Consider the following 25795-nt stretch of genomic DNA (forward strand, 5'->3'; position numbering starts at 1 on the left):
TCAAACCCACAAATTGACCTGTTTTGGGCTGCCCGGTGATAATCAGCGGTTTTCGAATATATCGGCTTAACAATTCTTACAAGTTTTTTTAATGTGCATAACGTCACCATAATAGAACAAAATAAACGTAGCCCTCCCGTTGACCAAAATTCAATTTGGTTTTTGATTGAAGGCGAAATATCCCTCGCAACTTCCATCCCCATCCATAAAAAAAATAGCCGCGACAACGTCACGGCTAGGCAGGTTATGAAAAGACAGAAAATTATTTCGTGATGGGCACTTTGTTCAGGATGGCTTTGATCACATCGGCCGTGCGCACGTTGTCGGCTTCCGCCTCGTAGTTGAGAATGATGCGATGGTTCATCACATCGCGGGCCACTTCTTTAATGTCTTCCGGCAACACATAGTCGCGGCCTTCCATGTAGGCCAGCGCTTTGGCCGACAGGTTCAGGTTGATGCTGGCACGGGGACTGGCACCGAATTGAATATACTGCGCCTGTTCATTGAGTTTATACTCCAGCGGATTGCGGGTGGCATACACCAGCTCGATGATGTAGCGCTCCAATGACTCGGAGATCTTCACTTTGTTCACCTGGTCGCGCACGGAGAAAATGTCCTCTTTGCTCAGGATGGTGCTTACTTTATAATCGAATTGCATGTTAGAGATCCGCCGCATGATCTCGATCTCCTGGTCTTTGGTGGGATAGTCCACAAATACCTTCATCATAAAACGATCGACCTGGGCTTCCGGCAGTGGATAGGTGCCTTCCTGGTCCACCGGGTTTTGGGTAGCCAACACAAGGAAGGGACGGTCGAGTTTGAAAGTGGTTTCGCCAATAGTCACCTGCTTTTCCTGCATGGCTTCCAGCAAGGCCGACTGCACTTTGGCAGGCGAACGGTTGATCTCATCAGCCAAAATGATGTTGGCGAAAATGGGACCTTTTTTCACGTCGAACTTGCCGTCTTTCTGGTTATAGATCATCGTGCCCACCAGGTCGGAGGGAAGCAAGTCGGGGGTGAACTGGATGCGTTGAAAATCGAGGTGCAATACTTGGGCGAGGGTACTCACGGTGAGGGTCTTGGCAAGACCGGGCACGCCTTCCAGCAGCACGTGGCCGTTGGTGAACAAACCAATGAGGAGGCGGTTCACCATGTACTCCTGGCCCACCACGACCTTGGCCATTTCGGCATATACCTGCTTTACTTTTTCCTTGTGTTCTTCGTGCTTTTCAATGGCCAGGGCTTCCATGGGAATTCTTTTTGTTTAAAAAATCAAAAATAAGGCAATTCTAAAAAAATGCCCTTGAAAAATGCGATGGGAGGGATTTTTTCGGGGAAAATGTTTTGCAGAGGGTTGGGGGGAGGTTTGGTGCTGTCGGGGGATGTGAGATGGAGGTAGGTCGAAGGGCTGGGTGGTGGAAGCTGCGTTTGTTGGTGAAGAACACCAACAAAGGCGGCAACAAGTTATAGAACCACTACCTCGGCTCCCCTTGGATTGGTGATGTAGGAGTGGATGAGATTTTTTACGGTGGGGGTTTCCACGCTGCGCTTTACGTAGTTCTTGGCCGATTCCAGGTCAGAGATGGAGGCCTGGCGATCGAAGAAGCCGAAACCTACGTAGGCTCCCCGCTCCACCAACACCAGCGATTGCTCCTCGATGTTTCTTCCCTTGCCGATGATGGCCACCGATTCGCCGTCTTCCTGGAAGGATTGGATGCATTTCACGATGCGCTTGTTGTATTTCTTGGCCGACTCCACACCCATACAGGCGCCGTGACATTCGCCGGCCTGATAGTCAAAGCACAGTCCTTTGGCCACTTGCAGTCCGCTGAGTTTTGGGCAAAGATCGAATTCGCGCACTTTCTGCCAGAGGAAATTCCAGGCATCTCCTTTTGCTCTAAAGCGCATGAGGGGACGTGCACCGCGGTTCACCACGTTCACCGAGAAACGCCGGTAGCCATTGCGGTCTTCGTATTCGAAGATGCCCCACTCTTCGGTCTTGAATTTTTGGGCCTGGTTGTACTTCGGCCACAAGCGCCGGATCTCCTGCGACTCGAGGATGAGTGCGATCAGTTCGTTGCCCGTCAGTTCGTAGTTGATGTGATGGATCTCGTTCCGGATCTTGGAGCGGCTCCATTCGCGGGCATCGCCGGTGAAGTGGCCGGCGATCCTTTTCTTGATGTTCAGGGCCTTGCCCACATAGATCACATGACCGCGGGCATTTTGGAAATAATATACACCCGGCAACGCGGGAAGCCGGTCGAATTCTTCTTTCGGCAGGTTGGGTGGCAAAATGGTTTCTCCCGAATTGCGCTTCAGTGTTTTCACAATGAAACCGTAATGGTCGCGGCGCAAAAGCTGGTCGAAGACCTTCACGGTGGCGGCAGCATCGCCCCCGGCCCGGTGGCGGTTCACAATTTCGATGCCCAGGCTTTCGGCCAGGCTGCCCAGGCTGTAGGAACGCAGACCAGGGATGATCTTCCGGCTGAGGCGCACCGTGCAGAGTTTTTTGGACTGCCAGTTATAGCCGGATTGCTCCAGCTCTTTTTTCAAAAAGGAGTAGTCGAAATGGGCGTTGTGGGCCACGAAGATCTTGCCGTCGAGACGCAGGAAAATTTCTTCGGCCACCTCCTGGAAGGTTGGCGCGTCCAACACCATTTCGGTGCTGATGCCGGTGAGCCCTGTAATATAGTAGGGAATGTTCCTTCCCGGGTTGACAAGCGTGTGGTAGGTATCCGTGATCTGGATACCGTCGTGGTGATAGATGGCAACCTCCGTGATACGATGGTTTTCTGCGTAGCCTCCCGTGGTCTCTATGTCAACAATGGCGTACATACGGGTGTAAGTTAAAATTTGACAATTGAACCTAAAAGCAGAAATTGAATCAAATTTTAATAACGCGAAAATGAGTGGAATTGTACGTTTTCTTTTGTCAGGGTTGGCCGTTTTGCTCACCGCCTACCTGCTTCCCGGCGTGCACGTGGAACATTATGGCTATGCTTTGCTGGTCGCGGCCGTGCTGGCCATTGTCAATTTCATTATCAAACCCATCCTGATCGTACTCACCATCCCCATCACCGTGCTCACCCTGGGCCTTTTTCTGCTGGTGATCAATGCGCTGATGATCTTGTTGGTAGATTCGCTCATCGACGGATTTAGGGTGGATGGTTTTTGGTGGGCGCTGGCGTTTAGTCTTATTCTGTCGGTTTTCAATAGCCTTTTTTCGGATTTGGCGGGGGAGAAGAAGCGGGATTAAACAAAACTCTCCCCGGGGCAATCCCGGTGAGAGCTGTTCAGACTACCAACTACATTTTAAAAAGCAATCATCCAACGTAGGGAGAGAGGGCCTTACATGTTTGGATTGAAATGCGGAAAACGGAGAATTTTTTTGAGGGAAGCGGTCGATCAATTCAACCTGGAATTTGACAGGAGATCGTTCCACTTTTTGTCCGGCTCGGGTCTCACTTGGTCGCTCACGATGCCGGCCAGCCGGTTGTCTACTTCTGTCATGACCAGCATGGCGGCCACACCCAGGGCATTGCCCAAGTGTTGCGTTTTTTCGTCTACTTCGTCGGACAGAAAAATGACGGGGGTGTTTCGGTTCACGGAATTGGTGCGCACGGAACGCACGAGTTCAAAACCTGTGACCACAGGCAGGTCGGTGCCGCAGATTATCAGATCGAAATGTTCGATTCGCGAGGTTAGGAGCCCATCCAAACCAGATTCTGTGTGAAGAACAACGGGATTGCAATTGCTAAGCACCGACTTTATTTGGCTAACGATAGTTTTCTGCCTGTGGACCACAAGGATTTTCATTGTCAGTATGTGTGGTGTTAAAAACATTTAGCTTTCCTGAAACCTCTATCAAGGTCGCTCAAGAATTCGAACGTTTGGAAAAATCGGGAAGGGAGGCGGCTGACGAGTTTGGAGGGTCAATGAAAAAAGGTGCCAAAAAGGTTACAAAAAACGACTTTTAGGGTCTGGGCATCCCTGGATCCTGGTAGTAAGATAATACTAGAAAAATAGTACAATTATACTACTCGCGCTTTCGGGAAATCAGGTGATCAACCCGGTCTCGTAGGCATATTTTACAAGCCCAACGATGTTATTGACACCCACTTTGTCCATGATGTTTACCCGGTGATTGCGCACCGTGTTTTCACTAAGGAACAGGCGTTGCCCAATTTCTTTCATGGTGAGCTCGCGGCAGATCAGCAGCAGGATCTCTTTTTCGCGATCGGTAAGTTCGGCTTGCTGGAAAACGGGGCGTTGCCCGGTTTTGCGGTCCTTCACATTTTTTCGCAGCACCGACGCCACGAGGTCGTTGTGATAGAAATCTTTTTCCACCACCGAGTAGATAGCTTTTTCCAGTTCGTCGGGTTCGGTATTTTTTAACAGGAACGCATGCACGCCCATCTCCATCATGTGGAGGATGAATTTGTTACTGTCGTGCATGGTGAGGATGATGATCTTTATTTCCGGAAATTTTTGAATGATCTGCTCGCTCGTTTCGGCGCCGTCCATCACGGGCATTTGCAAATCGACGATGACCACATCGGGTGCTTCATATTTGATGAGCGCGAGCAGTTCTTTGCCGTTTTCCGCGTCTTTCACTTCGCTCACGCGCTCGAAAGTTCGCAATAAATTTACCATCGCTTTGCGGAAAAGGGTATGGTCGTCGGCGATGTAAACTTTATACAAGGGCTTCATGAGGTATCGTGAGGGTGATCTTGCTTCCTTTCTTGCGATGCGGTTCAAAATCAAGATGGGCGTTGAGGAGCCGCACGCGGTTCTCGATGTTAAACAGGCCGAGGCCTTTACCACTATGGGTCACGTTGCGCTGCACCTCGATCTCGAAACCCACGCCGTCGTCTTCCACTTCGACGCGCAGGTTTTGGATGGAATATATGCTCACCTGGATGCCGGTGGCTTGCGAATGCTTGATGGCATTGTTGATCAGCTCCTGGATGATGCGAAAGATCATCAACTCCTTTTTGGGATCGAGGGCGGGCACGTCGCCTTCTTCGTGGAAAACGACCGGTAGCAGGGAGGTTGCCTGGAAGCGGTCGCAGATCTCGCGAACGGCCTGCACCAGGCCAAACTTTTCAAGTGTCGAGGGCATGAGGTCGCGGCTGATCTGTCGCACAGAGGCAATGGTGTCGTCCAGCATCTGTTTGGGTTGCTCAATGCTTTCAGGGTCCGGGATCTGGCGCGCCAGGGTGGAAAGGCCCACGCGAATGGTGGAAAGCATGCCCCCGATGCTGTCGTGAAGGTCGCCGGCCACGCGACGGCGTTCGTTCTCCTGCGATTCCAGCGCGGCCTCCATCATTTTTTGCTGATAGTCCAACTCCAGCTGCTGATGCTTCATTTGTTCCTGGATCATCTTTTTTTGATAGAACACCATGAACATGATGATGGCAACCGAAAGCAGCAACATGGCCACCGTGCCTACGGCTATGATGAGGGCAACCTGATATCCTGGGGATCCATCCATAACCTGCGGAATGTCTAAAAACTGTCTGCGGTGAAATTGTTAGGAAAAGTCCAGTAAATCAATAGATCATACTGAAATTTTCGAGAAATCACAGCAAACGATCGCCGGCAGTCGCAGCGAATATTCGCGCGAGACGTCGGGTGTTCAATCCTGCGGCAATCGCAGAAAAATTTTTGACCATCACCTCACCGGGACAATGACCCCTTGCGCGACACCCCGGGTTGAATTTTGCGCGGAGCAACGATCACATTTTTAAGATCTACGGATACGCCAATGATAATCAGGATCAGCTCAAGAATTTGCAGCAGATTGTGAAAGGTCCAATATAGCAACGCATCATTGAAGAAAAACCGGGTGAGGTATGCCGCGAAGAGATAAAGAAAAAACGACCCGGCGCTCTGCACCAGAAGGCCAGTGCTGATCCAAAACATGGGCACCCGTTGCAGGTGTCGCGCCGGCAGCTCGGTCAACAATTGGTAGAAGTATACCACGCAGCAAATAATGACAATGAAGTTCGAAATCGACGCCGTGTAAGAATTAAAGTACATTTTTTGAACGAAAAAGATGTTGACGTACCAAAAAATCATGAAAAGAATCACCACGACCAGAAAAGTCCAAGTATGCCTTTTTTGAAATTGGAGATGATAAATACGGCAAATGATCAGGAAAGAAATAGAGAGCAATATGTTGCTGGGGATATTGACTTCCATTCCCTTGGCATGATACCAGTCAACGCTGTAGTAAGCCAAGACCGGAAACAAAAAGTACAAGCCCCATAACTTGATCTGCGTTTCCCTTCTTCTATAAAACAAGAGGGAGAGCAATGCGATGAGGGCGTTTAGCATCATGATGATCCTCGCGGTCATCAGATATTTTTCTATGGTCATGGCGTTCGGGTGATCAAATTCTTCCGGATCTTCACCATCAGCAGGAATGCGTCTATAAAATCCAAGTCAGTAATTAAAAACGATGGCATCGATACCAAGAAAAAAGATACACCGATGGTCTGAACGATCATCATGAATTTTTTATGGTCATATATTTTTGATCGCAGCGCGGGTAGAAGTGACATTTTTAAGATCAACAGCCACACCGATAAGGATCAATATTTCCTGAAAAATATTCAAGATGTTGTGGAAGGTCCAATAAATCAACACATCATTGAAAAAGAATTGGGTCAGGTAGGCAGTGAATAGGTAAAGGAACAGTGCACCGGCCGCATGTATGAGAAACGCCGCACTAATCCAAAACATCGGCAGCTGCTGAAGGTGTTGCGCCGGAAGGTCGACCAACAGTCTGTAAAAATACGTGACGCAATAAACGATCAGGATCACATCCGAGAGCGCCACCGTATAGGAATTGAAATACATTTTCTGACCGAAGAACGCGTTTACAAACGCAAAGATTGAAAAGACAATAAAAACGGCCACAAACATCCGGGTATAGCGCTTCTGCAAGCCAAAATAATAGAGGTTCCACAGGATCACGAAATGACAACACGTCTCGATGTTTTGGGGAATATTCACGGGCAACCCGCGCAAGTTGAATAGGCCAAGGGAAAAATAGCCGAGGATAGGAGGGACGAAATTCAATCCGATCAGCTTTATTTCAATCGACCTCCTTTTGAAATGCACCCAGGAGAGCACCACGATGAGACCACCCAAGAGCATGATTACCTGCGCAATTACCAAGAATTTTTCTATCGTCACAAGTTCTTCATTACAGCAACCCGGCGGGGCCTCGTGTTTCTAAGGTCGACGACTACACCGATAAGAATCAAAATCTCCAGAAAAATATTCAAAAAATTGTGAAACGTCCAGTAAATCAATACATCGTCAAAGAAGAATTTAGTCAGGTAGGCCGTAAAAAGATAAAGAAAAAGTGCTCCTGCCGCTTGCATTAGAAAACCCGCGCTAAACCAAAACATAGGTAACCTTTGTAAATGTTGCGCGGGCAAGTCGATGAGCAGCCTGTAAAAATAGGCCACACAATAAGCAATAGCAATCACGTTGGAAATAGTAACGGTATACGAGTTGAAGTACGTCTTCTGTAAAAACAACATGTTGACAATCGCAAAGATTGAAAATACAATCAGCAAGGTTAAAAAGACTTTTGGATATCGTTTCTGCAACGCTAAGTAATACATGATCGTAATGATCACAAAATGAACGAGCATCTCGATATTCTGGGGTATATTCACCTGCATGCCTCGCAGATCGAGGAGGTCGATGCTAAAGTAGCCTACAACCGGCGAGAGGAAATTAAATCCAATCAATTTTATTTCTATTGCTCTCTTTTTAAAATATAAAAAAGAGAGCAATACAATGACGCTGGCCAAGACCATGATAATCTTAACTATTATCAGGAATTTTTCTATGGTCATGTCGTCTTACTTAGGGCAATAGGGTGGACATGGCAATGAACCGTCATAGGCACCATCTTGCAGCGCCGCGCTTTCTTTCCAAAGCAGGGTGCCATCTTCTTTGGTACCGACCATGATCAGGTCCACAACGTCTTTCTGAGCAAATTCACTGTACTTGAGCGCCAGGAAAAAACTGATGCCTGCACACTCATCTCCAGGCTGATTAAGAATTTCATTTATTGCATCCTTTCCAAAGAAAACCGACTTGGTGTCTTTGCCCTTATCGGCGCGGAGCTGGTCGTCATACTTTTTGATCATGGCCTCGGCTTCACCTTGTGAAATGCCGTTGCCCACGGTGGGTTTAAATTCGTCTGCCATAAAATTGAGGGTAAAGGTTAAGGGTTAAAATTACCCCTGAAAATAGGTATTTTTTTTAAACGGGATTTTTTGCTCTTCTCCTCCGGTCTATATTTGTCGCCTACGATACAACCATGCACAGCTCTTCTAAACTCACGCAAAGTGTTCATGCGGGCTCGCCCGGCGACCCTCAATTCAACGGCACCGTAACACCCGTCTATCCCTCTTCCGCATACGATTACGAAGGAGTACCCACATCACTTTACCCCCGCTACTTCAACACGCCAAACCAAAAAAATGTGGCCGAGAAGCTGGCGGCACTGGAAAACGCCGAAGACGGCATCATCTTCAGCTCGGGCATGGCGGCCATCATGACCGCCATCTTTGCTGTGATGAAAAAAGGCGATCACGCCATTTTCCAAAACGACCTCTACGGCGGCACATTCCACGCCGTGATCACCGAGCTTCCGCGCTATGGTATGGAATACACCCTGGTGGACGGCCAGGTGGCAGCCAATTTCGAGAAAGCCATCCGCCCGGAGACGAAGCTGATCTATATCGAAACACCGTCCAACCCAACCCTGACACTGACCGACATCAAAGCCGTGGCCGATATCGCCCGCAAGCACGGCATCCTCACACTGATCGATAACACCTTCGCCTCGCCCGTCAACCAAAATCCCATCGACCTGGGCATCGACATGGTGGCACACAGCGGCACCAAATACATTGGCGGTCACAGCGACATTTGCTGCGGGGCCGTGCTCACCTCCAAAGCGCTGGCCCAACAGATCTGGAAGAGCGCCATTAATTATGGCGGCTCGCTGGATGCCCACACCTGCTGGCTTGTGGAACGAAGTCTGAAAACCATCGTGTTGCGTGTTCGCCAGCAAAACCTCAATGCCCAGGCCATCGCCGAGTTCCTCACCACCGATCCACACATCGGCAAAGTCTATTACCCCGGCCTCGTCACGCACCCGGGTCACGCCCTGGCCAAGACACAAATGCCCGGCGGCTTTGGCGGCATGCTCTCGTTTGAGGTGAACCCCGACGCACATCTTTTTATGAGCAGGCTCAAACTGATCAAACGCGCCATCAGTCTTGGCGGCGTGGAGTCCACCATCACTTCGCCTGTTAAAACTTCGCACAGCAAGATGGACGCGGCCACACGCAAAGCCATCGGCGTGACCGACAACCTGGTGCGCCTTTCGGTAGGCATCGAAGAAACGGAAGATCTGATCAACGACATCAAACAAGCCCTGGCATAAGTCAATAACCTTTCATCATGATCGACATTCAAAAAGCTACTGTACGAGAGATCGATACCTTAATTGATTTCCAGCAAAAGCTCGCCTTCGAGTCCGAGGGGGTAACGCTCAACGGCGACGTGCTGCGCAAAGGACTGCAAGCAGTTTTCGCAGACCCCAACAAAGGTTTTTATTTTGTGGCGAAAGAAAACACCGAGGTAATCGGCTGCCACATGATCACATTCGAATGGAGCGACTGGCGCAACGGCATGGTGTGGTGGATACAATCGGTCTATGTAAAAGAAACCCATCGCAAAAAAGGCGTGTTCAAACTCATGTTCGACAACCTACTCAACATCCTGAGCACAGACCCCGGCATCATCGGTCTCCGTTTGTACGTAGACAAATCCAACGCAAGAGCTATGAAGGTATATGAAGCCATGGGTATGGATGGCTCACATTATACGGTGTATGAGCGCATGAAGGAATAAACCTGGCAACGGTCAAGGCCAGCAGGTGGAAGGCTACTCCACTTCAACCACCATTTCTACTTCAATGACCATGCCGTTTGGCAAGGCATTCACCCCCATGGCTGCGCGAGCATGCTTTCCTTTTTGCTCGCCAAACACGGCTACCATCAGGTCGGAAAATCCGTTCACCACTTTTGGCTGGTCCGCAAATTCCGGTGTGCAATTCACCCAACCGTTCACCTTTACGATACGCTTGACCTTATTCAAATCGCCTAGCTCTGCCTTCAGGGTGGAAAGAACGCCGATCGCCGTTTGACGGGCCGCCGCATAGCCTTGCTCGATGGTGAGGTCCTTCCCCACTTTGCCAAGCATGTAGGTTCCGTCCGCCTTGGCGGGTCCTTGTCCCGAAATAAAAAGGAGGTTGCCCGTACGCACCGCCTTCACATAATTGGCAATGGGCTTGGTGGGTGTCAGCAATTCGATATTCAATTCCTTAAACTTCTTATCAAAGTCGACACTTTGCGCCAGCGAAGCCGTATATAAGAAGGTGATAAAAAGAAGAGCAACAATATGTTTCATATGCGATAGTTTTTTCAGTTTTATATCCCCGCCCGTTCAACCTTTAACAAAAGCAGGCCGTGCCCGCCGAAGCTTTAGCGAAGGAGGGCCGTGCCCGCCGAAGCCTTAAAGAAGGTGGGCTGCGCCCGCCGAAGCTTTAGCGAAGGCGGGCCCTTCATCAAACTTAACCCTATTCCAAAACAATGCCCATAGCCAAACAAGAAAAATTCCGCTGTCCCTGGTCGCTCGGCTTCGACCAATACATCGAATACCACGACAAAGAATGGGGCGTCCCCGTCCACGACGACAACGTCCACTTTGAATTCCTCATCCTCGAAGGCGCCCAGGCCGGGTTGAGCTGGTCTACCATTCTCAAAAAACGTGAAGGCTATCGCAAAGCCTTTGCCAACTTCGACCCCAAAAAGGTGGCCCGCTTCACGGAAGCCAAATTGGAAAAACTATTGCTCGACCCCGGCATCGTGCGCAACCGCCTCAAAGTATACGCCGCCGTGAACAACGCCAAGCGTTTCCTGGAAGTGCAAAAAGAATTCGGCACCTTCGACAAATACATCTGGAGCTTTGTCGGTGGCAAACCGATCGTAGGCAAGCTGAAGACCTTAAAGGAAATCAAACCCACCACGCCGGAGTCGGACGCTCTGAGCAAAGACCTTATCAAAAGAGGATTCAAGTTCGTAGGCAGCACCGTCATTTACGCACACATGCAGGCCTGCGGGTTGGTGAACGACCACCTGGTAGATTGCTTCCGATACCACGAGGTGCCTAAGCGCTGAGTTAGTCCTGAGTCCTGAGTAGTTAGTCTTTAGTGATTGATCCTGGATGTTTTTACTAAGGACTAACTACTCAGGACTAACTACTCACTTGCGGGGCATCAGACCCTCGCGGTTGGCTGCGCCGATGGCAAATGTGGCCAGCATGACGGCGTTTTGTTTCAGGTCGGCCTCCACGGCGCGCTCATACATGTCCATGCTGGAATGCCAGCTTCGTGCAAAATATTCGATGGGGTCGGTGATGAATTGAAATCCCGGCAGCCCCACGTTGTCGAACGGAATGTGGTCCGTGCTGCCGGTGTTGCTCAGGCTTAGGGTGGACGTTCCGTCCTTTTCAAAGGGTTTTAACCACTCGCGAAAAATCGGGCGCACGTTTTCGTTGCCTTGCAGGTACACGCCGCGCCACCGGCCACCGCCGTTGTCGGTGTTGAAGTATACCGAGAACTTCTCTCCTTCCGCGGTCAGTTTCACGCTATCGGCCACGCGTTCGCCAAGATGCTTCTTCACATAACCCGTCGACCCCAGCAAGCCCTGCTCCTCGCCACCCCACAACCCGATGCGAATGGTACGGGAGGGCTGTACGCCGGCAGCTTTCAACAAGCGCATCGCTTCCATGCAAATGGCCACACCCACGGCGTTGTCGGTGGTACCCGTTCCGCTGTGCCACGAGTCCAGGTGGGCGCCAAACATCACGACTTCTTCTTTCTTATCTGTTCCGGGAATTTCACCGATCACGTTGAAGCCGTCTTCGGGTTTGGTGAATTCGGTTTCCATGGCAAGCTCGAGCTTCACCGTCAAACCTTGTTGAAGCTGTCGCACCAGCCGGTTGTAGTGCTCGGCGGCCACCACAATTTGCGGAAGGATCTCAGGGGCATTGTCGGCTTGTGCACTGACGCGCGCGCCGGTTGCCGTGGGATCGGTGGGGACGGTTGCCGCGCTGGCATAAAACGTTCCGTAACTTCCACGGCTGCCTTCCATCACCGCCAACGCTCCTTCGCTCTCACAGAGCCGCCATTTTTTGTAGGTCAACATTTCCGGCGCACCGGCCGCGAACCGTCGCCGCGAACCGCCGGAGCGATTGGATGCCGCGGCATTGGCCATCTTCAACAACGTGGAGTCGGTGAGCCGCGTAGCATCCGGTTTGAAAGCCGGCTTGGGCATGATGGGAAAATCGAAAAGCACGATCTTTCCTTTCAGCTTGCCTTTGTATTTTTCGAGGTCCTCTTCGGTCTTCACGTCCAGGTAGATCGCTTCGGTCTTGTGTGTCCCTTTCACACCGGGCGACCAGGCCTTGGGGTAGCCGATCACCGAAAAATAAACCGGCGCCATGACCTGCAGGCTGAATTTTTTCACAAACCATCCCCGCCCAAAAGGACCAAACGAATCGAAGTGCACATTTCCAACACCCCAACCCTCCAGGGCAGACTTAGCATAGTTCGCTGCATTCTTATAACCGGGTGAATTGGTCAGCCGCGGACCGTTCATGTCGGTAAGCATGCTCAGGATCTCCATCACCCTGGAATTCTTCAATCCTTCCTTTCTGAACTTCGACACCAGCGCCGTGTCCACCGCATCGCGATGTTGCGCCAGTAGTGTCGGGGCGGAAAGCATGAGCAAGGCAGCGTACAGATAGGAACGGAATTTTTTCATGGATGACACATTACAATTTGAAGGGTAAATTAGACTTCATTGCCTTGGATCGGGCTACCGCTTATTTATTTTTCGATGAAAGCAGAAAAATTCTTTCGAAAACCGGACAAGTGCCTGAACATTTTGAAACATTAAAATCGCGGAAGAAAGTGGCAAGGCAACGTCATGATCCTTTCTGTTTAAGCGGATGGTTCGTCGCTAATGTTTTTTGCTAAGCGAAAGGATGACGTCTTTCTTGGCCCGGTAAATATTCCAGACACCGTCTACATTCACCGCACCATCCGGCAGCGGCGAAACGAGGGGGCGCGAATACAACACGGAATCGTAGTCCTCCTGTCGGCCCTCTTTGTAAATTTTCTGGATGTTGTCTTGTGTCGAGCCCGTTTCCGCGCCGATCACATAGGCCTCGATGAGCTGGCGCTCCACCTCCATGGCGTTGCCCGAACCGGGCACGATCCAGCGCGCACGGGCATGGTAGTGGCGGGCAACGGAATCGGCCTTCGCCGGATCAAAATGCACCTTTTCCAGCGCCTTAAAAATCTCCCGCCCCTGATCCAACGCACCGGTCATGATCTCGGCATCCGACAGCTTCACAATTTGGTGCTGTTCCATGTCCTCGTGCATTTTCCGGCGTTGTTCGTCGGTCAGTTTGCCACCACACGCCACCAGGGCAAAAAGTCCTGCCAATACGATTTTTCTCATGGTCCCAAAGGTCCAACGGGCCGCATGAAAATCCAAGCCGCAAGCCCATATTTAGCGTCCACCCTCAGGCTAGGTTTTCCAGGGAAACAACAATATTCCGTGGACCCTTTACGTCTTTCTTTTTGTTACCTTTGCGGGTTCAATATTGGGTATGATCGAAAAACTGGAAGAAATCAAGCTGCGTTTTGAGGAGGTGGGCCAACTGCTGGCACAGCCGGAGACCGTGAAAGACATGAAGAAATTCTCTCAGCTCAGCAAGGAATACCGGGACCTGGAAAAGATCGTGATCAAATACAATCAATTCAAGGATGCCCGCAATCATTTGCAGCAGGCCAAAGAGGTGCTTCAAAAGGAAAAAGACGAAGAACTGCGCGAATTGGCAAAAATGGAGATCGACGAACTGGAGCCCAAAATAGAGCACCTGGACGGCGAGATCAAGGAACTGCTCATCCCCAAAGATCCCAACGACGACAAGAACGTGATGCTGGAAATCCGCGCCGGAACGGGTGGCGACGAAGCCGCCATTTTCGCGGGCGACCTCTGGCGCATGTACCAGCGTTTCTGCGAACGCCGTGGCCTGAAAATGTCCGTGCTCGACGTCACGGAAGGCACCGCCGGCGGCTACAAAGAAGTGATCTGCAGCGTCAGCGGCGAGTCTGTTTATGGCTTGCTGAAATTTGAATCGGGTGTACACCGCGTGCAGCGCGTTCCGGCGACGGAACAAATGGGTCGCGTCCACACCTCGGCAGCCTCGGTAGTAGTGATGCCCGAAGTGGAAGATGTATCCATCGAGATCAACCCGGCGGACCTGGAATATCAAACCGCGCGTTCCAGTGGTGCGGGTGGCCAGAACGTGAACAAGGTGGAAACCAAAGTGCAGCTCACTCACAAGCCCTCGGGCATCGTCATCACCTGCCAGATCGAACGCTCACAGCATGGCAACCGCGAGCGTGCGCTGCAAATGTTGAAGACAAAATTATACGAGATCGAATTGGAAAAACAACAGTCCGAAATCGGTGCCACCCGCAAGTCGATCGTGCGCACCGGCGACCGCTCCGAAAAAATACGGACCTATAATTATCCACAAAGCCGTGTCACCGACCATCGCATCGGTTACACGCAACACAATTTACCGGCCGTCATGAACGGCGACCTCGACGGCTTCGTTGAACAGCTGCGCATCGCCGACAGTGCCGAGCGCATGATGGAAGGCGCAACACAATAACCGCATCACTGCCGTGTAAAATATTTTATTAACTTGAATAGATTCCTTTTCAGTAAATTCGTTTCAAACTAAAAAAGCAATATGAGTAAAGGATTATTGATAACCCTCATTGTAGTCGGAGTGGTTGTTGTTTCAGTCTTAGGTTTTATTTCCTGGGGTAGCGGCGTTTACGACAGTGCCGTGAAGCTGCAGGAAAGCGTAAACGCCGAGTGGGGCGATGTGCAAGCCGCCTATCAACGCCGTGCGGACCTGGTGCCCAACCTGGTGGCCACTGTGAAAGGCGCTGCCGAAAATGAAAAAAGTATATTGGTGCAGGTAACACAAGCCCGCGCCGGCATCGTGAATGCAAAAACTCCGGAGGACCTGGAGATTGCTGGTCGCAAAATCAACACCGCCATCAACCTGGCATTCGAGGCGTATCCGCAGATCCGCTCCACCGAAAATTTCCAGGACCTGCAATCCCAATTGGAGGGCACGGAGAACCGCATCAATGTGGCACGTCAACGCTATAATGAATCCATAAAAGGATACAATAGTTTCATCCGCGGCTTCTGGAAAAGAAAGGCCCTGAGCTGGTTCGGTGGCGAAGAAGACTTCAGCACCCGAAAAGGATTCGAAGCTTCTCAAAGTGCACAAGATGCACCTCAAGTGAAATTCTGATCATACGATCTTACCTCTCCGCTTGCACGAAGAGGGGCCCCGCCAGAATTGGTGGGGCTTTTTTGTTTATTATTCTTTCACGGTTCACCTTTCAAATAAGAAATAAACTCTGGCGAAAAGAAATTTGGTAGATTCGTAGACCCACATAACACTACGCCTATGCTACGACCACTTTTCTTTTTTGTAACGCTACTCGTTTGTGGCCTCAGCGCCCAGGCCCAATACGAAGCCAACTGGAATTCGATCGACAGTCGTCCCGTGCCCACGTGGTTTCAGGATGCCAAGTTCGGCATCTTCATTCACTGGGGCGTGTTCTCGGTGCCCGCGTGGGGACCCACCAAGTCTGCCGTCTATGAACAATATGCCGAGTGGTATTGGTGGCGCCTGCTCGATCCCAAGGCGGCGACATACAAAGAGTTCAATGATTTTCACAACCGCACCTACGGCAAAGATTTCAAGTACCAGGATTTTGTAAAAGGTTTTACATGCGAGATGTTCGAGCCCGCCGATTGGGCCACCATCCTGGAACAATCCGGCGCCCGATATGTCGTGCTCACCTCCAAGCACCACGAAGGGTTCACCCTTTGGCCCAGCGCCCAGTCCTGGAACTGGAACGCCGTCGATGTGGGTCCGCACCGCGACCTGGCCGGCGATCTCTCCCAGGCCGTGAAAGCAAAAGGCCTCCACATGGGCTTCTACTATTCGCTCTACGAATGGTTCAATCCCCTCTACAAATCAGACGTAAACAAATACGTTGACGACCACATGATCCCCCAAATGAAAGACCTGGTGACCCGCTACAAACCCGACGTGGTGTGGACCGATGGCGAGTGGGACCACCCCAGCGAAACCTGGAAAAGCACGTCGTTCCTGGCGTGGCTCTACAACGAATCGCCGGTGAAAGAAACCGTGGTGGTGAACGACCGTTGGGGAAAAGAAACGCGGAGCAAACACGGTGGCATTTATACTACCGAATACGACCTGGTGCATGACCAAACCTCCGTCGGAAAAAAGATCGAACATCCCTGGGAAGAATGCCGGGGCATTGGCGGGTCGTTTGGCTACAACCGGAACGAACAACTCTCGGACTATTCGACATCCGAAAAGCTCGTACACATTCTGATCGACAAGGTAGCGCGCGGAGGCAATCTGCTCTTGAACATCGGCCCCACCGCCGACGGGCGCATACCGGTGATCATGCAACAACGGCTGGCGGATATGGGTGGATGGCTGCGCGTGAATGGTGAAGCCATCTATGGCACACGCTCGTGGGATAAGGCTCCGGCGGTGACAGCCGATACCAAAGTGTATTATACACGGAAAGGAAATGATCTTTATGTGATCTGCACAAAATTTCCGGAACAATCGCTCACGGTGAAGGGCGTAAGCAAAAACGCAAAAGTTTCGTTGCTGGGATATTCCGGCAAGGTGGCGCAGGCCGCCAGCGGAAGTGATCTCAAGATCACACCTCCTTCGCTAAATCCGGCCACTAACCCCTGTCAATATGCGTGGGTATTTAAAGTAGCAAACGCGCTGTAAAAATTTGAACCGCCTCACCTTCGCTAAAGCTTCGGCGAGCAAGAAAGGCGCAGAGGCGCAAAGTCAACGCAAAGCCCTTCTCTGCATTAACTTTGCGCTCTTTGCGTCTCTGCGGTTCTAAATGATTTTCGACAAATTAGTAAAGCTAGTGGTCACACTTTCCATCGACGGCGCCATGTCCTGCTCATAAAAGAAATGCTTCATCCCCGAGAGCTTGGCATTCTCAAACACCGGCTTAAACTGCACCACACCATTCCCGATCTCCGTGATTGTATTCAAATCGCTGGCAATATCTTTCACATGCCACAACGGGAACCGTCCCGGATATTGCTTGAACAAATCCACCGGATTCTGTTTCGCCTTCGTAGCCCACGCCAAATCAAGCTCCATCTTCACCAGCTCTTTATCGGTCTGCGACATGATCAAATCATACGGCCGCTTTCCTTCCACCAGGTCAAACTCCGTGGCGTGGTTGTGATAGGCAAACTGGATCTTCGATTTCTTACAAGCCTCCCCGGTCTTGCTAAAAATATCGATCGAACCTTTGATCTCGTCCAACGTGCCCACCGGTGCGCTGGCACAAACGAGATACGGCAGTCCGCCCTCCGCCGCTTCATCCACCAGCTGTTGATAATTGTCGCGAAGATTTGGCAGCGACGCAATGAATGCATATTCCGGGGGCAACGCCCGACCGTCAGGCATCTTGAACGGGGCGCCCATCACGTGGTGGCTGCGCCATTTCATGCCCGCGTCTTCGATCATGGTCTTCAATTCCTTTGGCTTCAGACCGTAGTAATATCCCTTGGGACTGAACGCCGTTTCGATGTCCTTGAACCCAATGTCGGCAAGCTTCTTGAAGGTTCCCTTCACGTCATCGCCCATCAACCTTAGCAAGGTGAACATCTGGATGCCGATGGGTTTAGCGGCCCCTTTCATAAAAGCAGAAAACGCATCCGCGCTTCCCGGCAACATAAGGCCACCCAATGCCAGTGCACCCGAGCCCTTCAAAAAATCTCTGCGATTGATCATGTCTCTGTCTGTTTAAATGAATCTTGATTTACTTATTTCGAATACGACAACCCAAAACCGAATTTGTACAGCGGATCTTTCGAGTCATAAGGCACATCTTCTTTTTGATTGCGCACGGCCTCCATCGAAGAGGGCAATTCAAAGGGCAGCTTGCCTTCGGGTTTTGCTTTTCCAAAGATCACATCCAACACCGCCGCGTCGCTGGCACCATAGTTGGCCACGAGCGCCTTTGCTTTGGCGCTGATCTCGGGGATCACCGCGGGACGGTCGAGATAGATGTCTACAATGGTGGGCACGGTGTTGAGCAGTTTGAGAATATCTTCTTTCTCTTTGCCTTTAAAATCCAGGTCGCCATGGTGAAACATCTTCGCCATAAAATTTTCGGTTTCCACAGGCACCCACGGTGTTTTCAAGCGAATGATGGCCAACTCCGCAGCCTCCGGTGTGTCGACCACTTCACCGTATTGCGCGGCCACGGCCTTGTCGATATTTTGAACAAAGATCTTTTTCTTGCCCGAGAGGGGCAGGGTTTTCGCATCGTTCTTTAGCAACGTGATGGCACGGCGCTGGGCTACTTCGCCTGCTTTCTTGAATTCTTCCTTGCCCACGATCTGTGTGGCCTTATCGACGTCCACATAGGGGTTATCGAACAATCCCAATTCAAACTTCTGACGGAGCAATCGTCTCACCGATTCGTCGACACGCTTCTCGCTTAACTGGCCATCCTTTACCAGCGCCACAACATGCTCGGGCACACTCTCGCCACCAAACTGATCCACGCCGGCGTTTATTACCTTCAACACTCTTTCCTTCTCACTCAAATTCTCAACACCCCACGCGCGGGCGGGCCACACCACGTTGCCCATTTTAGCATCGGTGATCAGACCCCAGTCGGTGCAAACCACGCCGTCGTATTTATATTTCTCGCGCAGCAGTTTGGTGATGATGTCTTTGTTGAAACTGAACGCTACGTTCTCGCTGGTCTGATCCGTCGGCACACCATAGTAGGGCATGATGGCCGCCGTCTTGGCCGCAAACGCCGCTTCAAACGGAATGAGGTGATAGTTGAAATTATTACCCGGGTAAACTTGTCCTTTTTGGAACTCGAAGTGAGGGTCAAGTCCTTCTTTTTGCGGACCTCCACCCGAAAAATGTTTCGTCATGCAAGCCACGCCGTTCTTGTCGAGAGTGGCGCCCTGGAAGCCGAGCACATAGGCCTTGATCATTTTGGCCGACAGGTTAGCGTCTTCCCCAAAGGTTCCGCTCACGCGAGGCCAACGCGGCTCCGTGGCCAGGTCGGCCATGGGGTGCAAGGCTTCGCGGATGCCCACCGCCAGATATTCCTGACGGGCAATGTCAGCAAACTTTCGTGTGAGCGCCTCGTCGCCAATGGCGGCAAAGCCAAGCTGCTCGGGCCACTGCGAAAAGGTCTCGGCCGACATCGCGAAGATGTTGTTGCTAAAATAATGGCGCGGGTCCGATGCCAGCGTAATGGGAATGCCCAACCGGCTTTCCTCTGCCATCTTCTGAATGTTGTTATACCAGGTGGCCAGAGCCTTCGTGCCCGGCGCTGCCCAGATGTTGAGGTGGTTCATTTTCTTGTCGCGGATCAGCGAGGGGGCGGTGGGTGCAAAGGCAAACATGCCGGTGCCCGGCCGTTCTTCAAGACTGCCGTCGTCGTTGAGACGCACGCCGTTGATGAACATCATGCCGGCCTTCTCCTCCAGCGTCATCTGCGACAAAAGATCATTGACCCGGGCCGCCACGGGCTTCGATGTGTCTTCGTACACATCCATCTTGCCGTTTTTATTGAGGTCGCGGTAGGTCGGGCGGGTGGCAAATGACAGACCCAGGACAGCCGCCAGCGGGATCGCCAGCAAGGTATAGCGGAAAGAAACCTTCATTTTTATTGTGTTTATGGTACACAATGATACAAATTTTCAATGTGTCTAAAGTACGCATTGAAAAATTTTTTATGCACCCCGCGGTTTCTCTATATTAGCAGCATGGGAAAAAAACCAGCGCAGAAGCTTAGTCGGCGCGAATTCTTTGAGAAAGGCCACCTGTATTACCTCACACACCTTTCCATCGACAATGTGATCTTCGGCTTTCACGACAACCAGCTCAAGGTATTGTTGCTGGAGTGGAAAGATACGCACCGCTGGTGCCTCCCCGGCGGATTCATTCTCAAGGGCGAGCACATTGAGGAAGCCGCGATCCGGGTCCTCCATCAACGGACGGGGCTCAACAACATTTACCTGCAGCAGTTCTACGCCTTTGGCGATCCAAACCGCGAACGGTCGAAGCATGGCATCGAGCCACCCGTGGAGGTGAAGAACAAATCATGGTTAACCGAACGCTTCGTCTCCATTGGCTACTGGGCCCTGGTGGAGTTTTCCAAAGTGGTACCCAAGCCCGACGAATTTTCAGAAACCTGTCAATGGTGGGACATTGAGAAAGTTCCAACGCTTATTCTGGATCACAACAACATCCTGGAGAAAGCCCTGGAGTCTTTGCGCCGGAATCTCAACGACTACCCTGTAGGAAGGGACTTGTTGCCTCCAAAATTCACCATGCCCGAGCTGCAACGGATGTACGAAACCATCCTCGACAAACAACTCGACCGCCGTAATTTCCAAAAGAAGATACTCGCCCTCGATATCCTGGAACGCCTCAACGAACGCAAACAAGGCGGCGCCCATAAAGCACCTTTCCTCTACCGCTTTGATCAGCGCAAGTACGAAAAGGCAATGAAGCAGGGGTTGAAATTTGGATTGCAGTGATTAGATGAAGCTGCTAATCCCTTAATCTTCGTCGGCATGCCGCACACAGGGTTGCTTTGACATGATCGATGGTGGCGATCGTTTCCGCCGCATCGGCCATCACACAACCCTCTGTTTTGCAATGGTCGAGCCCGAGGTTGTGACCGATTTCGTGGATACAAATTTTCTTTAAACGCTCCCTAAATTTCTTTTCGTCGCCTTTTATGCGAAAGGTAGACACCACACAACTCTGCCCCGGGCGATATCCCAAACCCATAATTCCCCAATCTGAATATTTCGTCACCGGTTTTTTTATGTTGCCGTCATCATCTCTTTTTGTAGTAGAGATGTCGTAGGACGTCACTCCTAAAATAAAGTCCAGCGAGTCCGGTCTTTGTTCGTCCTGGATTCTCAAAATCTTGTCCGCCCGATACCGGGGCGACTTTTCGTTCACAAAAGTCTGAGCAGGAATGGGGAGGGCCTTCAAGACATGGACCTTGAAGCCATACACTTTGGCAATGACCGCCGCGATGGTGTCTGCCTGGCTCCGGTTGAACGGTTCATAGGGCTGGATGCCCACGGTCGCTTTGGGAAAAGTTTTATCCTTTACGCTGCAGGAAATTAGCAACGGCACAATGACCAGTAGCACCAAAAATTTACCAACCCGGGGACCTTTCATGTATTCACATCTTCAAACGAAACTCATGAAAAAAACCCTGACCGTTTTTAAAGATCAGGGTTTCCTTTATGTCAATCATGAAGAGTCTTACAAGGTTCTCTTCACTTCGCGTTGCTCGTAGCTTTCGATCACGTCGCCTACTTGCATGTCGTTGAATCCGTCGATGCCGATACCGCAGTCGAAGCCTGTCTTCACTTCGCTTGCATCGTCTTTGTGACGCTTCAATGAGCCCAGCTTGCCGGCATACACCACGATACCATCGCGGATGAGTCGGATCGGGTTGCTGCGTTTGATGGAGCCATCGGTCACCATACAGCCGGCGATCGTTCCGATCTTGGAGATCTTGAACACTTCGCGCACTTCGGCGTTGCCCACGATCACTTCTTCGGTTTCCGGTGCCAACATACCCTCCATGGCGGCCTTCACATCGTTGATGGCGTCGTAGATGATGGAGTACAGACGGATTTCGATCTCTTCGTTGTCTGCTACACGGCGCGCAGCTGCGGAAGGCCGTACCTGGAAGCCCAGGATAATGGCATCCGATGCCGATGCCAACAACACATCCGATTCTGAGATCTGGCCCACACCTTTGTGGATGATGGCCACTTGTATTTCTTGTGTCGAAAGTTTCAACAGGGAGTCGGTAAGGGCTTCCACCGATCCGTCCACGTCGCCTTTCACGATCACGTTCAATTGCTTGAAGTTACCGATCGCCAAACGACGGCCGATCTCATCCAGCGTGATGTGTTTCTTCGTGCGGATGCTTTGCTCGCGCATGATCTGTCCGCGTTTCGTAGCCACTTCGCGTGCCTCACGATCCGTTTCCATGACCATCACTTTCTCACCGGCTTGAGGCGCTCCGTCAAGACCCAGCACCACCACGGGTGTGGAAGGTCCTGCTTCAGCCACTTTCTTTCCGGTGTCGTCGAACATGGCTTTCACGCGTCCGTAGTTTGCGCCGGCCAGCAAGATGTCGCCTACGCGCAAGGTTCCGGTTTGCACCATGATCGTGGCCACATAGCCGCGGCCTTTATCCAACGATGCTTCGATCACTGAACCGGTAGCCCGGCGATCGGGATTTGCTTTCAGGTTCAACAATTCTGCTTCGAGCAATACTTTTTCCAGCAGGGAGTCGATACCCTTTCCGGTCTTCGCAGAGATCTCGGAGCTTTGATATTTACCACCCCACTCCTCCACAAGAATATTGATCTTGGAAAGACCTTCGCGAATGCGTTCGGGGTTGGCCGAGGGCTTGTCAATTTTGTTGATGGCAATCACGATGGGCACCCCAGCCACTTGTGCGTGGTTGATGGCTTCTTTCGTTTGCGGCATCACATCGTCGTCGGCAGCCACCACGATGATGGCAATGTCCGTCAGCTTGGCTCCACGTGCACGCATAGCGGTAAACGCTTCGTGACCGGGTGTATCGAGGAAGGCGATCTTGTGACCGCTCTTGGTCATTACGTCGTAGGCACCTACGTGCTGCGTGATACCGCCGGCCTCGGATGCTGTTACTTTGGTATTGCGGATATAATCCAGCAATGAAGTTTTACCGTGATCGACGTGACCCATGATGGTCACAATCGGTGCGCGCGGTTGCAAGGCGTCTTGGTCCTCAACTTCCTCTTGCATATCCAACTCTTCTTCGGCAGAGGTGAATTGCACGGCATAGCCAAACTCGTCGGCAATGACGGTGATCGCCTCTGCATCGAGACGTTGGTTGATGGATACGAACATCCCCAAGCTAAGGCAGGTGGAGATGACGTCGTTCACGGAAACGTTCATCATCGAAGCCAAGTCGTTGGCGGAGATGAATTCCGTTACTTTCAGGGTCTTCGATGCTTCCTGATCTTGCAGCATTTGCTGCTCCTGCGCATCGGAGTTCGCCTGACGTTTTTCTCTTCTGTATTTGGCGCCGCCTTTCTTATTACCACCGCCGCTCAATTTGGCCAGCGTGGCGCGGATCTGATCTTGAATTTCTTTCTCGGTAGGCTCTGCCTTTTGAACGCGGGGAGGCTGAGGACCTCTGCCACGCTGCGGCGGTTGCTGCGGGCGCGGGCCACGCGGCGGACCTCCACCGGGCTGTTGCTGCTGCGGGGGTGCATTGCCACCGGGTTGATCGGTAGGGATGCGCTTGCGGGGGCGCTTGCCTTTGTTGTCTTTCTGTGTATCGGAAGAAGCTACGGGAGCATTCGTCTTCTTCTCCGGAAGCTGGATCTTATCCACGACTTTCAAGCCCTGCAAACGGTCTGCACGACCTTTAATGAGCTCCTGTTCGGGTTGTTTTTCAACCACGGGTTCTTCCTTGACGGGCGGCGGCACCACCACAGGTGGCTGGGGCTGCTCTACCGGCTTCTTGGGTTCTACTACAGCGACGGGCTCTTCAACTTTCTTAACTTCTTTCGGAGCTTCTTTTTCTACTTTCTTCTCCGGTTCGACAACCTTGGTTACGGGCTTTTCTTCTTCTACAACGGGCTTCTTTTCCAGTTCGATTTTGCCCACCACCTTGATGCCTTCCAGTTTCGGCTTTTCGCGCTCCACTTTTTCGGCCTTGGGTTCCTCTTTCGCCTTGAGGTCTTTGGAACCCAGGTTCTTGATCATGATGCTGCTTTCCTCATCATCGACCCGTTTTTTAGCCGTTTCTTTTTCCGTTTCCAGCACGACGTTGTCGGCATGTTTCACGCCGATAGAGAGCCCGGAGGCTTCCAGTTTTTCGGTGGCGGAAGAAGCAAACTCTTTCGACAAAAGAGTTACTTGCTCAGGAGTGAGCTTGGCATTGGGGTTGTTTTCTACCTCAAAGCCCTTCTTCGCCAGAAAATCCAAGATGGTGCCATGGCCCACATTGAGCTTCCTTGCTGCCTGACTCAACCTGATCAATTTTTCTTCTGCCATACTCAAATATGCCTGTTTTTTAAACACTTTAAAACCTATATCGCCGATGCCGCGAAATTTAACGTTGTATTCATGCTTGCATCACAGCCTCACCAACTTCTCTATCCAACTTGCGGCGAACAGATAGGTTCGCCCTCTATTCAAATTCCTTCTTCAAGATGCCCAGCACACCATCGACAGTTTCTTCTTCGAGGTCCGTGCGGCGCACCAATTCTTCTTTCGATAATGCCAATACACTCTTGGCGGTGTCTAAACCGATGCGGTTCAATTCGTCGATCACCCAGCTTTCGATCTCGTCAGAGAATTCGCTCAGATCCACATCCTCTTCCGATTGTCCTTCGGCCAATTCGCGGAATACATCGATTTCATAACCCACTAAACGGCTGGCCAACTTGATATTCAAACCACCTTTACCGATGGCGAGCGATACCTGATCGGGTTTCAGGTAAACAGAAACGCGCCCGTTGTCTTTGTCTATCTTAATGGAAACAATTTTCGCCGGACTTAGTGCCCGCTGAATGTAAAGTTCCAGGTTTTCCGTGTAGTTGATCACGTCGATGTTCTCGTTCTGCAATTCCCGCACGATGGCGTGAATCCGCGATCCCTTCATACCCACGCAAGCACCCACCGGGTCGATGCGGTCGTCATAGGATTCTACGGCCACTTTGGCACGCTCGCCGGGCTCGCGCACCACTTTCTTGATGGTGATCAAACCATCGTATACTTCGGGCACTTCCTGCTCGAACAGCCGCTCCAGGAAAACGGGCGACGTGCGCGACAGGATGATCTTCGGATTGCCGTTCACCATCTCCACCTTGTGTACGATAGCACGAACGTTTTCTCCCTTGCGGTAGCGATCCTTCTGGATCTGCTCGTTGCGCGGAATGGCGACTTCGTTGCTTTCGGCATCCGTCAACAGCACTTCGCGGCTCAACACCTGGTACACTTCGCCAGCGATGATCTCGCCCACGAGGTCTTTATATTTTTGGAAAAGGATGTCCTTCTCCAGGTCTTTCACTTTTTGAATGAGCGTCTGGCGCGCCGTAGTCACCGCGCGACGGCCGAAGTCGTCGATGAAGATCTGTTCCGAAACTTCTTCGCCCACTTCAAAGTCGGGCTCGATCTTGTGAGCCTCCGTCAGGCTGATCTTGTCAAAATCCCAAATGTCCTCGGAGTCATCATCCACGATCTCGCGGAAGCGATAGATTTCTAAATCGCCTTTGTCGGCATTCACGATGATGTCAAATTTCTCATCGGAGCCAAATCTCTTCTTAATCATGTTGCGAAACACATCCTCCAGGATCCGGATCATCGTGGGCCTGTCGATGTTTTTCTGCTTTGCGAATTCAGCAAACGACTGAATTAATTCATGTGCATCCAT

25 protein-coding genes are annotated in these 25795 nt (G+C 51.3%); 8 read left to right on the top strand and 17 right to left on the bottom strand.

All coding sequences use genetic code 11. The annotated features are described in order from the left end of the window. Nucleotides 1–262 precede the first annotated feature (262 nt). Together BUB30_RS32305 and BUB30_RS32310 are read right to left on the bottom strand one after the other, a co-directional pair. The gene (locus BUB30_RS32305; protein WP_073142849.1) at nucleotides 263–1249 is read right to left on the bottom strand and encodes an AAA family ATPase; all 987 of its coding nucleotides are present in this window, start codon (nucleotides 1247–1249) and stop codon (nucleotides 263–265) included. A gap of 215 nt (nucleotides 1250–1464) precedes the next feature. Beyond that, a complete protein-coding gene (locus BUB30_RS32310; protein WP_073142850.1) occupies nucleotides 1465–2835 on the bottom strand; it encodes an exonuclease domain-containing protein in 1371 nt (456 codons plus the stop codon). A 70-nt stretch (nucleotides 2836–2905) separates the two neighbouring features. Between BUB30_RS32310 and BUB30_RS32315 the strand changes: the two genes are divergently transcribed. Further along, a complete protein-coding gene (locus BUB30_RS32315; protein ID WP_073142851.1) occupies nucleotides 2906–3256 on the top strand; it encodes a phage holin family protein in 351 nt (116 codons plus the stop codon). 149 nt (nucleotides 3257–3405) lie between these two features. On the opposite strand, the gene BUB30_RS32320 is transcribed toward BUB30_RS32315, so the two are convergent. The 7 genes from BUB30_RS32320 to BUB30_RS32350 form a co-directional block, all read right to left on the bottom strand. After that, the gene (locus BUB30_RS32320; RefSeq protein WP_084138520.1) at nucleotides 3406–3843 is read right to left on the bottom strand and encodes a response regulator; all 438 of its coding nucleotides are present in this window, start codon (nucleotides 3841–3843) and stop codon (nucleotides 3406–3408) included. A gap of 213 nt (nucleotides 3844–4056) precedes the next feature. Then, on the bottom strand, nucleotides 4057–4710 hold the full coding sequence (locus tag BUB30_RS32325) for a response regulator transcription factor (RefSeq protein WP_073142856.1): 654 nt from the start codon (nucleotides 4708–4710) through the stop codon (nucleotides 4057–4059). Further along, the gene (locus BUB30_RS32330; RefSeq protein WP_073142857.1) at nucleotides 4694–5494 is read right to left on the bottom strand and encodes a sensor histidine kinase; all 801 of its coding nucleotides are present in this window, start codon (nucleotides 5492–5494) and stop codon (nucleotides 4694–4696) included. Before BUB30_RS32330 ends, BUB30_RS32325 begins: the two co-directional genes overlap by 17 nt. Before the next feature lie 185 nt (nucleotides 5495–5679). Continuing rightward, on the bottom strand, nucleotides 5680–6381 hold the full coding sequence (locus tag BUB30_RS32335) for a hypothetical protein (RefSeq protein ID WP_073142859.1): 702 nt from the start codon (nucleotides 6379–6381) through the stop codon (nucleotides 5680–5682). Between the two features lie 147 nt (nucleotides 6382–6528). Beyond that, nucleotides 6529–7203, bottom strand: coding sequence for a hypothetical protein (locus tag BUB30_RS32340; RefSeq protein ID WP_143165175.1), 675 nt, complete (start codon nucleotides 7201–7203; stop codon nucleotides 6529–6531). Beyond that, the gene (locus tag BUB30_RS32345) at nucleotides 7200–7877 is read right to left on the bottom strand and encodes a hypothetical protein (protein ID WP_073142862.1); all 678 of its coding nucleotides are present in this window, start codon (nucleotides 7875–7877) and stop codon (nucleotides 7200–7202) included. Before BUB30_RS32345 ends, BUB30_RS32340 begins: the two co-directional genes overlap by 4 nt. A gap of 6 nt (nucleotides 7878–7883) precedes the next feature. Next, a complete protein-coding gene (locus tag BUB30_RS32350) occupies nucleotides 7884–8234 on the bottom strand; it encodes a hypothetical protein (protein ID WP_073142864.1) in 351 nt (116 codons plus the stop codon). A gap of 113 nt (nucleotides 8235–8347) precedes the next feature. Between BUB30_RS32350 and BUB30_RS32355 the strand changes: the two genes are divergently transcribed. Continuing rightward, nucleotides 8348–9481, top strand: coding sequence for a trans-sulfuration enzyme family protein (locus BUB30_RS32355; RefSeq protein ID WP_073142866.1), 1134 nt, complete (start codon nucleotides 8348–8350; stop codon nucleotides 9479–9481). Between the two features lie 17 nt (nucleotides 9482–9498). Beyond that, nucleotides 9499–9951: a GNAT family N-acetyltransferase gene (locus BUB30_RS32360; RefSeq protein ID WP_073142868.1), complete on the top strand. Its 453-nt coding sequence runs from the start codon at nucleotides 9499–9501 to the stop codon at nucleotides 9949–9951. Between the two features lie 33 nt (nucleotides 9952–9984). Here the strand turns inward: BUB30_RS32360 and BUB30_RS32365 are convergent, their stop codons facing one another. After that, nucleotides 9985–10509 (bottom strand): RidA family protein, encoded by a 525-nt coding sequence (locus BUB30_RS32365; RefSeq protein ID WP_073142870.1) that lies wholly within the window; start codon nucleotides 10507–10509, stop codon nucleotides 9985–9987. Between the two features lie 182 nt (nucleotides 10510–10691). Between BUB30_RS32365 and BUB30_RS32370 the strand changes: the two genes are divergently transcribed. Then, nucleotides 10692–11279 (top strand): DNA-3-methyladenine glycosylase I, encoded by a 588-nt coding sequence (locus tag BUB30_RS32370; protein WP_073142871.1) that lies wholly within the window; start codon nucleotides 10692–10694, stop codon nucleotides 11277–11279. Between the two features lie 84 nt (nucleotides 11280–11363). Here the strand turns inward: BUB30_RS32370 and BUB30_RS32375 are convergent, their stop codons facing one another. Continuing rightward, on the bottom strand, nucleotides 11364–12926 hold the full coding sequence (locus BUB30_RS32375) for a M20/M25/M40 family metallo-hydrolase (protein WP_073142873.1): 1563 nt from the start codon (nucleotides 12924–12926) through the stop codon (nucleotides 11364–11366). Nucleotides 12927–13124: 198 nt separating this feature from the next. Beyond that, nucleotides 13125–13628, bottom strand: a complete 504-nt coding sequence (locus BUB30_RS32380) for a hypothetical protein (RefSeq protein ID WP_073142874.1) — start codon at nucleotides 13626–13628, stop codon at nucleotides 13125–13127. A gap of 151 nt (nucleotides 13629–13779) precedes the next feature. Here BUB30_RS32380 and prfA point away from each other — a divergent pair, with 151 nt between their 5' ends. From prfA to BUB30_RS32395, 3 genes are all read left to right on the top strand, one after another. Further along, on the top strand, nucleotides 13780–14853 hold the full coding sequence (gene prfA / locus BUB30_RS32385) for a peptide chain release factor 1 (protein WP_073142875.1): 1074 nt from the start codon (nucleotides 13780–13782) through the stop codon (nucleotides 14851–14853). Nucleotides 14854–14934: 81 nt separating this feature from the next. Next, complete coding sequence (locus BUB30_RS32390; protein WP_073142876.1) at nucleotides 14935–15513, top strand: LemA family protein; 579 nt, start codon at nucleotides 14935–14937, stop codon at nucleotides 15511–15513. Between the two features lie 159 nt (nucleotides 15514–15672). After that, entirely contained in the window at nucleotides 15673–17052 is a 1380-nt protein-coding gene (locus tag BUB30_RS32395) for an alpha-L-fucosidase (protein ID WP_073142878.1), read from the top strand. A gap of 117 nt (nucleotides 17053–17169) precedes the next feature. Here BUB30_RS32395 and BUB30_RS32400 read toward each other — a convergent pair whose 3' ends face one another. Next, complete coding sequence (locus BUB30_RS32400) at nucleotides 17170–18081, bottom strand: TIM barrel protein (RefSeq protein WP_073142880.1); 912 nt, start codon at nucleotides 18079–18081, stop codon at nucleotides 17170–17172. A 32-nt stretch (nucleotides 18082–18113) separates the two neighbouring features. Further along, the gene (locus tag BUB30_RS32405; RefSeq protein WP_073142882.1) at nucleotides 18114–19985 is read right to left on the bottom strand and encodes a glycoside hydrolase family 3 protein; all 1872 of its coding nucleotides are present in this window, start codon (nucleotides 19983–19985) and stop codon (nucleotides 18114–18116) included. A gap of 102 nt (nucleotides 19986–20087) precedes the next feature. Here BUB30_RS32405 and BUB30_RS32410 point away from each other — a divergent pair, with 102 nt between their 5' ends. Next, nucleotides 20088–20864 carry an NUDIX hydrolase gene (locus BUB30_RS32410; RefSeq protein WP_073142884.1) on the top strand — a complete coding sequence of 259 codons (777 nt, stop codon included), beginning with the start codon at nucleotides 20088–20090 and terminating at the stop codon, nucleotides 20862–20864. Between the two features lie 13 nt (nucleotides 20865–20877). Here BUB30_RS32410 and BUB30_RS32415 read toward each other — a convergent pair whose 3' ends face one another. The 3 genes from BUB30_RS32415 to nusA form a co-directional block, all read right to left on the bottom strand. Further along, on the bottom strand, nucleotides 20878–21522 hold the full coding sequence (locus BUB30_RS32415) for a matrixin family metalloprotease (protein WP_073142885.1): 645 nt from the start codon (nucleotides 21520–21522) through the stop codon (nucleotides 20878–20880). 87 nt (nucleotides 21523–21609) lie between these two features. Further along, nucleotides 21610–24414: a translation initiation factor IF-2 gene (gene infB, locus BUB30_RS32420; protein ID WP_073143459.1), complete on the bottom strand. Its 2805-nt coding sequence runs from the start codon at nucleotides 24412–24414 to the stop codon at nucleotides 21610–21612. 136 nt (nucleotides 24415–24550) lie between these two features. Then, nucleotides 24551–25795: a transcription termination factor NusA gene (gene nusA, locus BUB30_RS32425; protein ID WP_073142887.1), complete on the bottom strand. Its 1245-nt coding sequence runs from the start codon at nucleotides 25793–25795 to the stop codon at nucleotides 24551–24553.

It is taken from the genome of Chryseolinea serpens (genome assembly GCF_900129725.1).
Classification (GTDB): domain Bacteria; phylum Bacteroidota; class Bacteroidia; order Cytophagales; family Cyclobacteriaceae; genus Chryseolinea; species Chryseolinea serpens.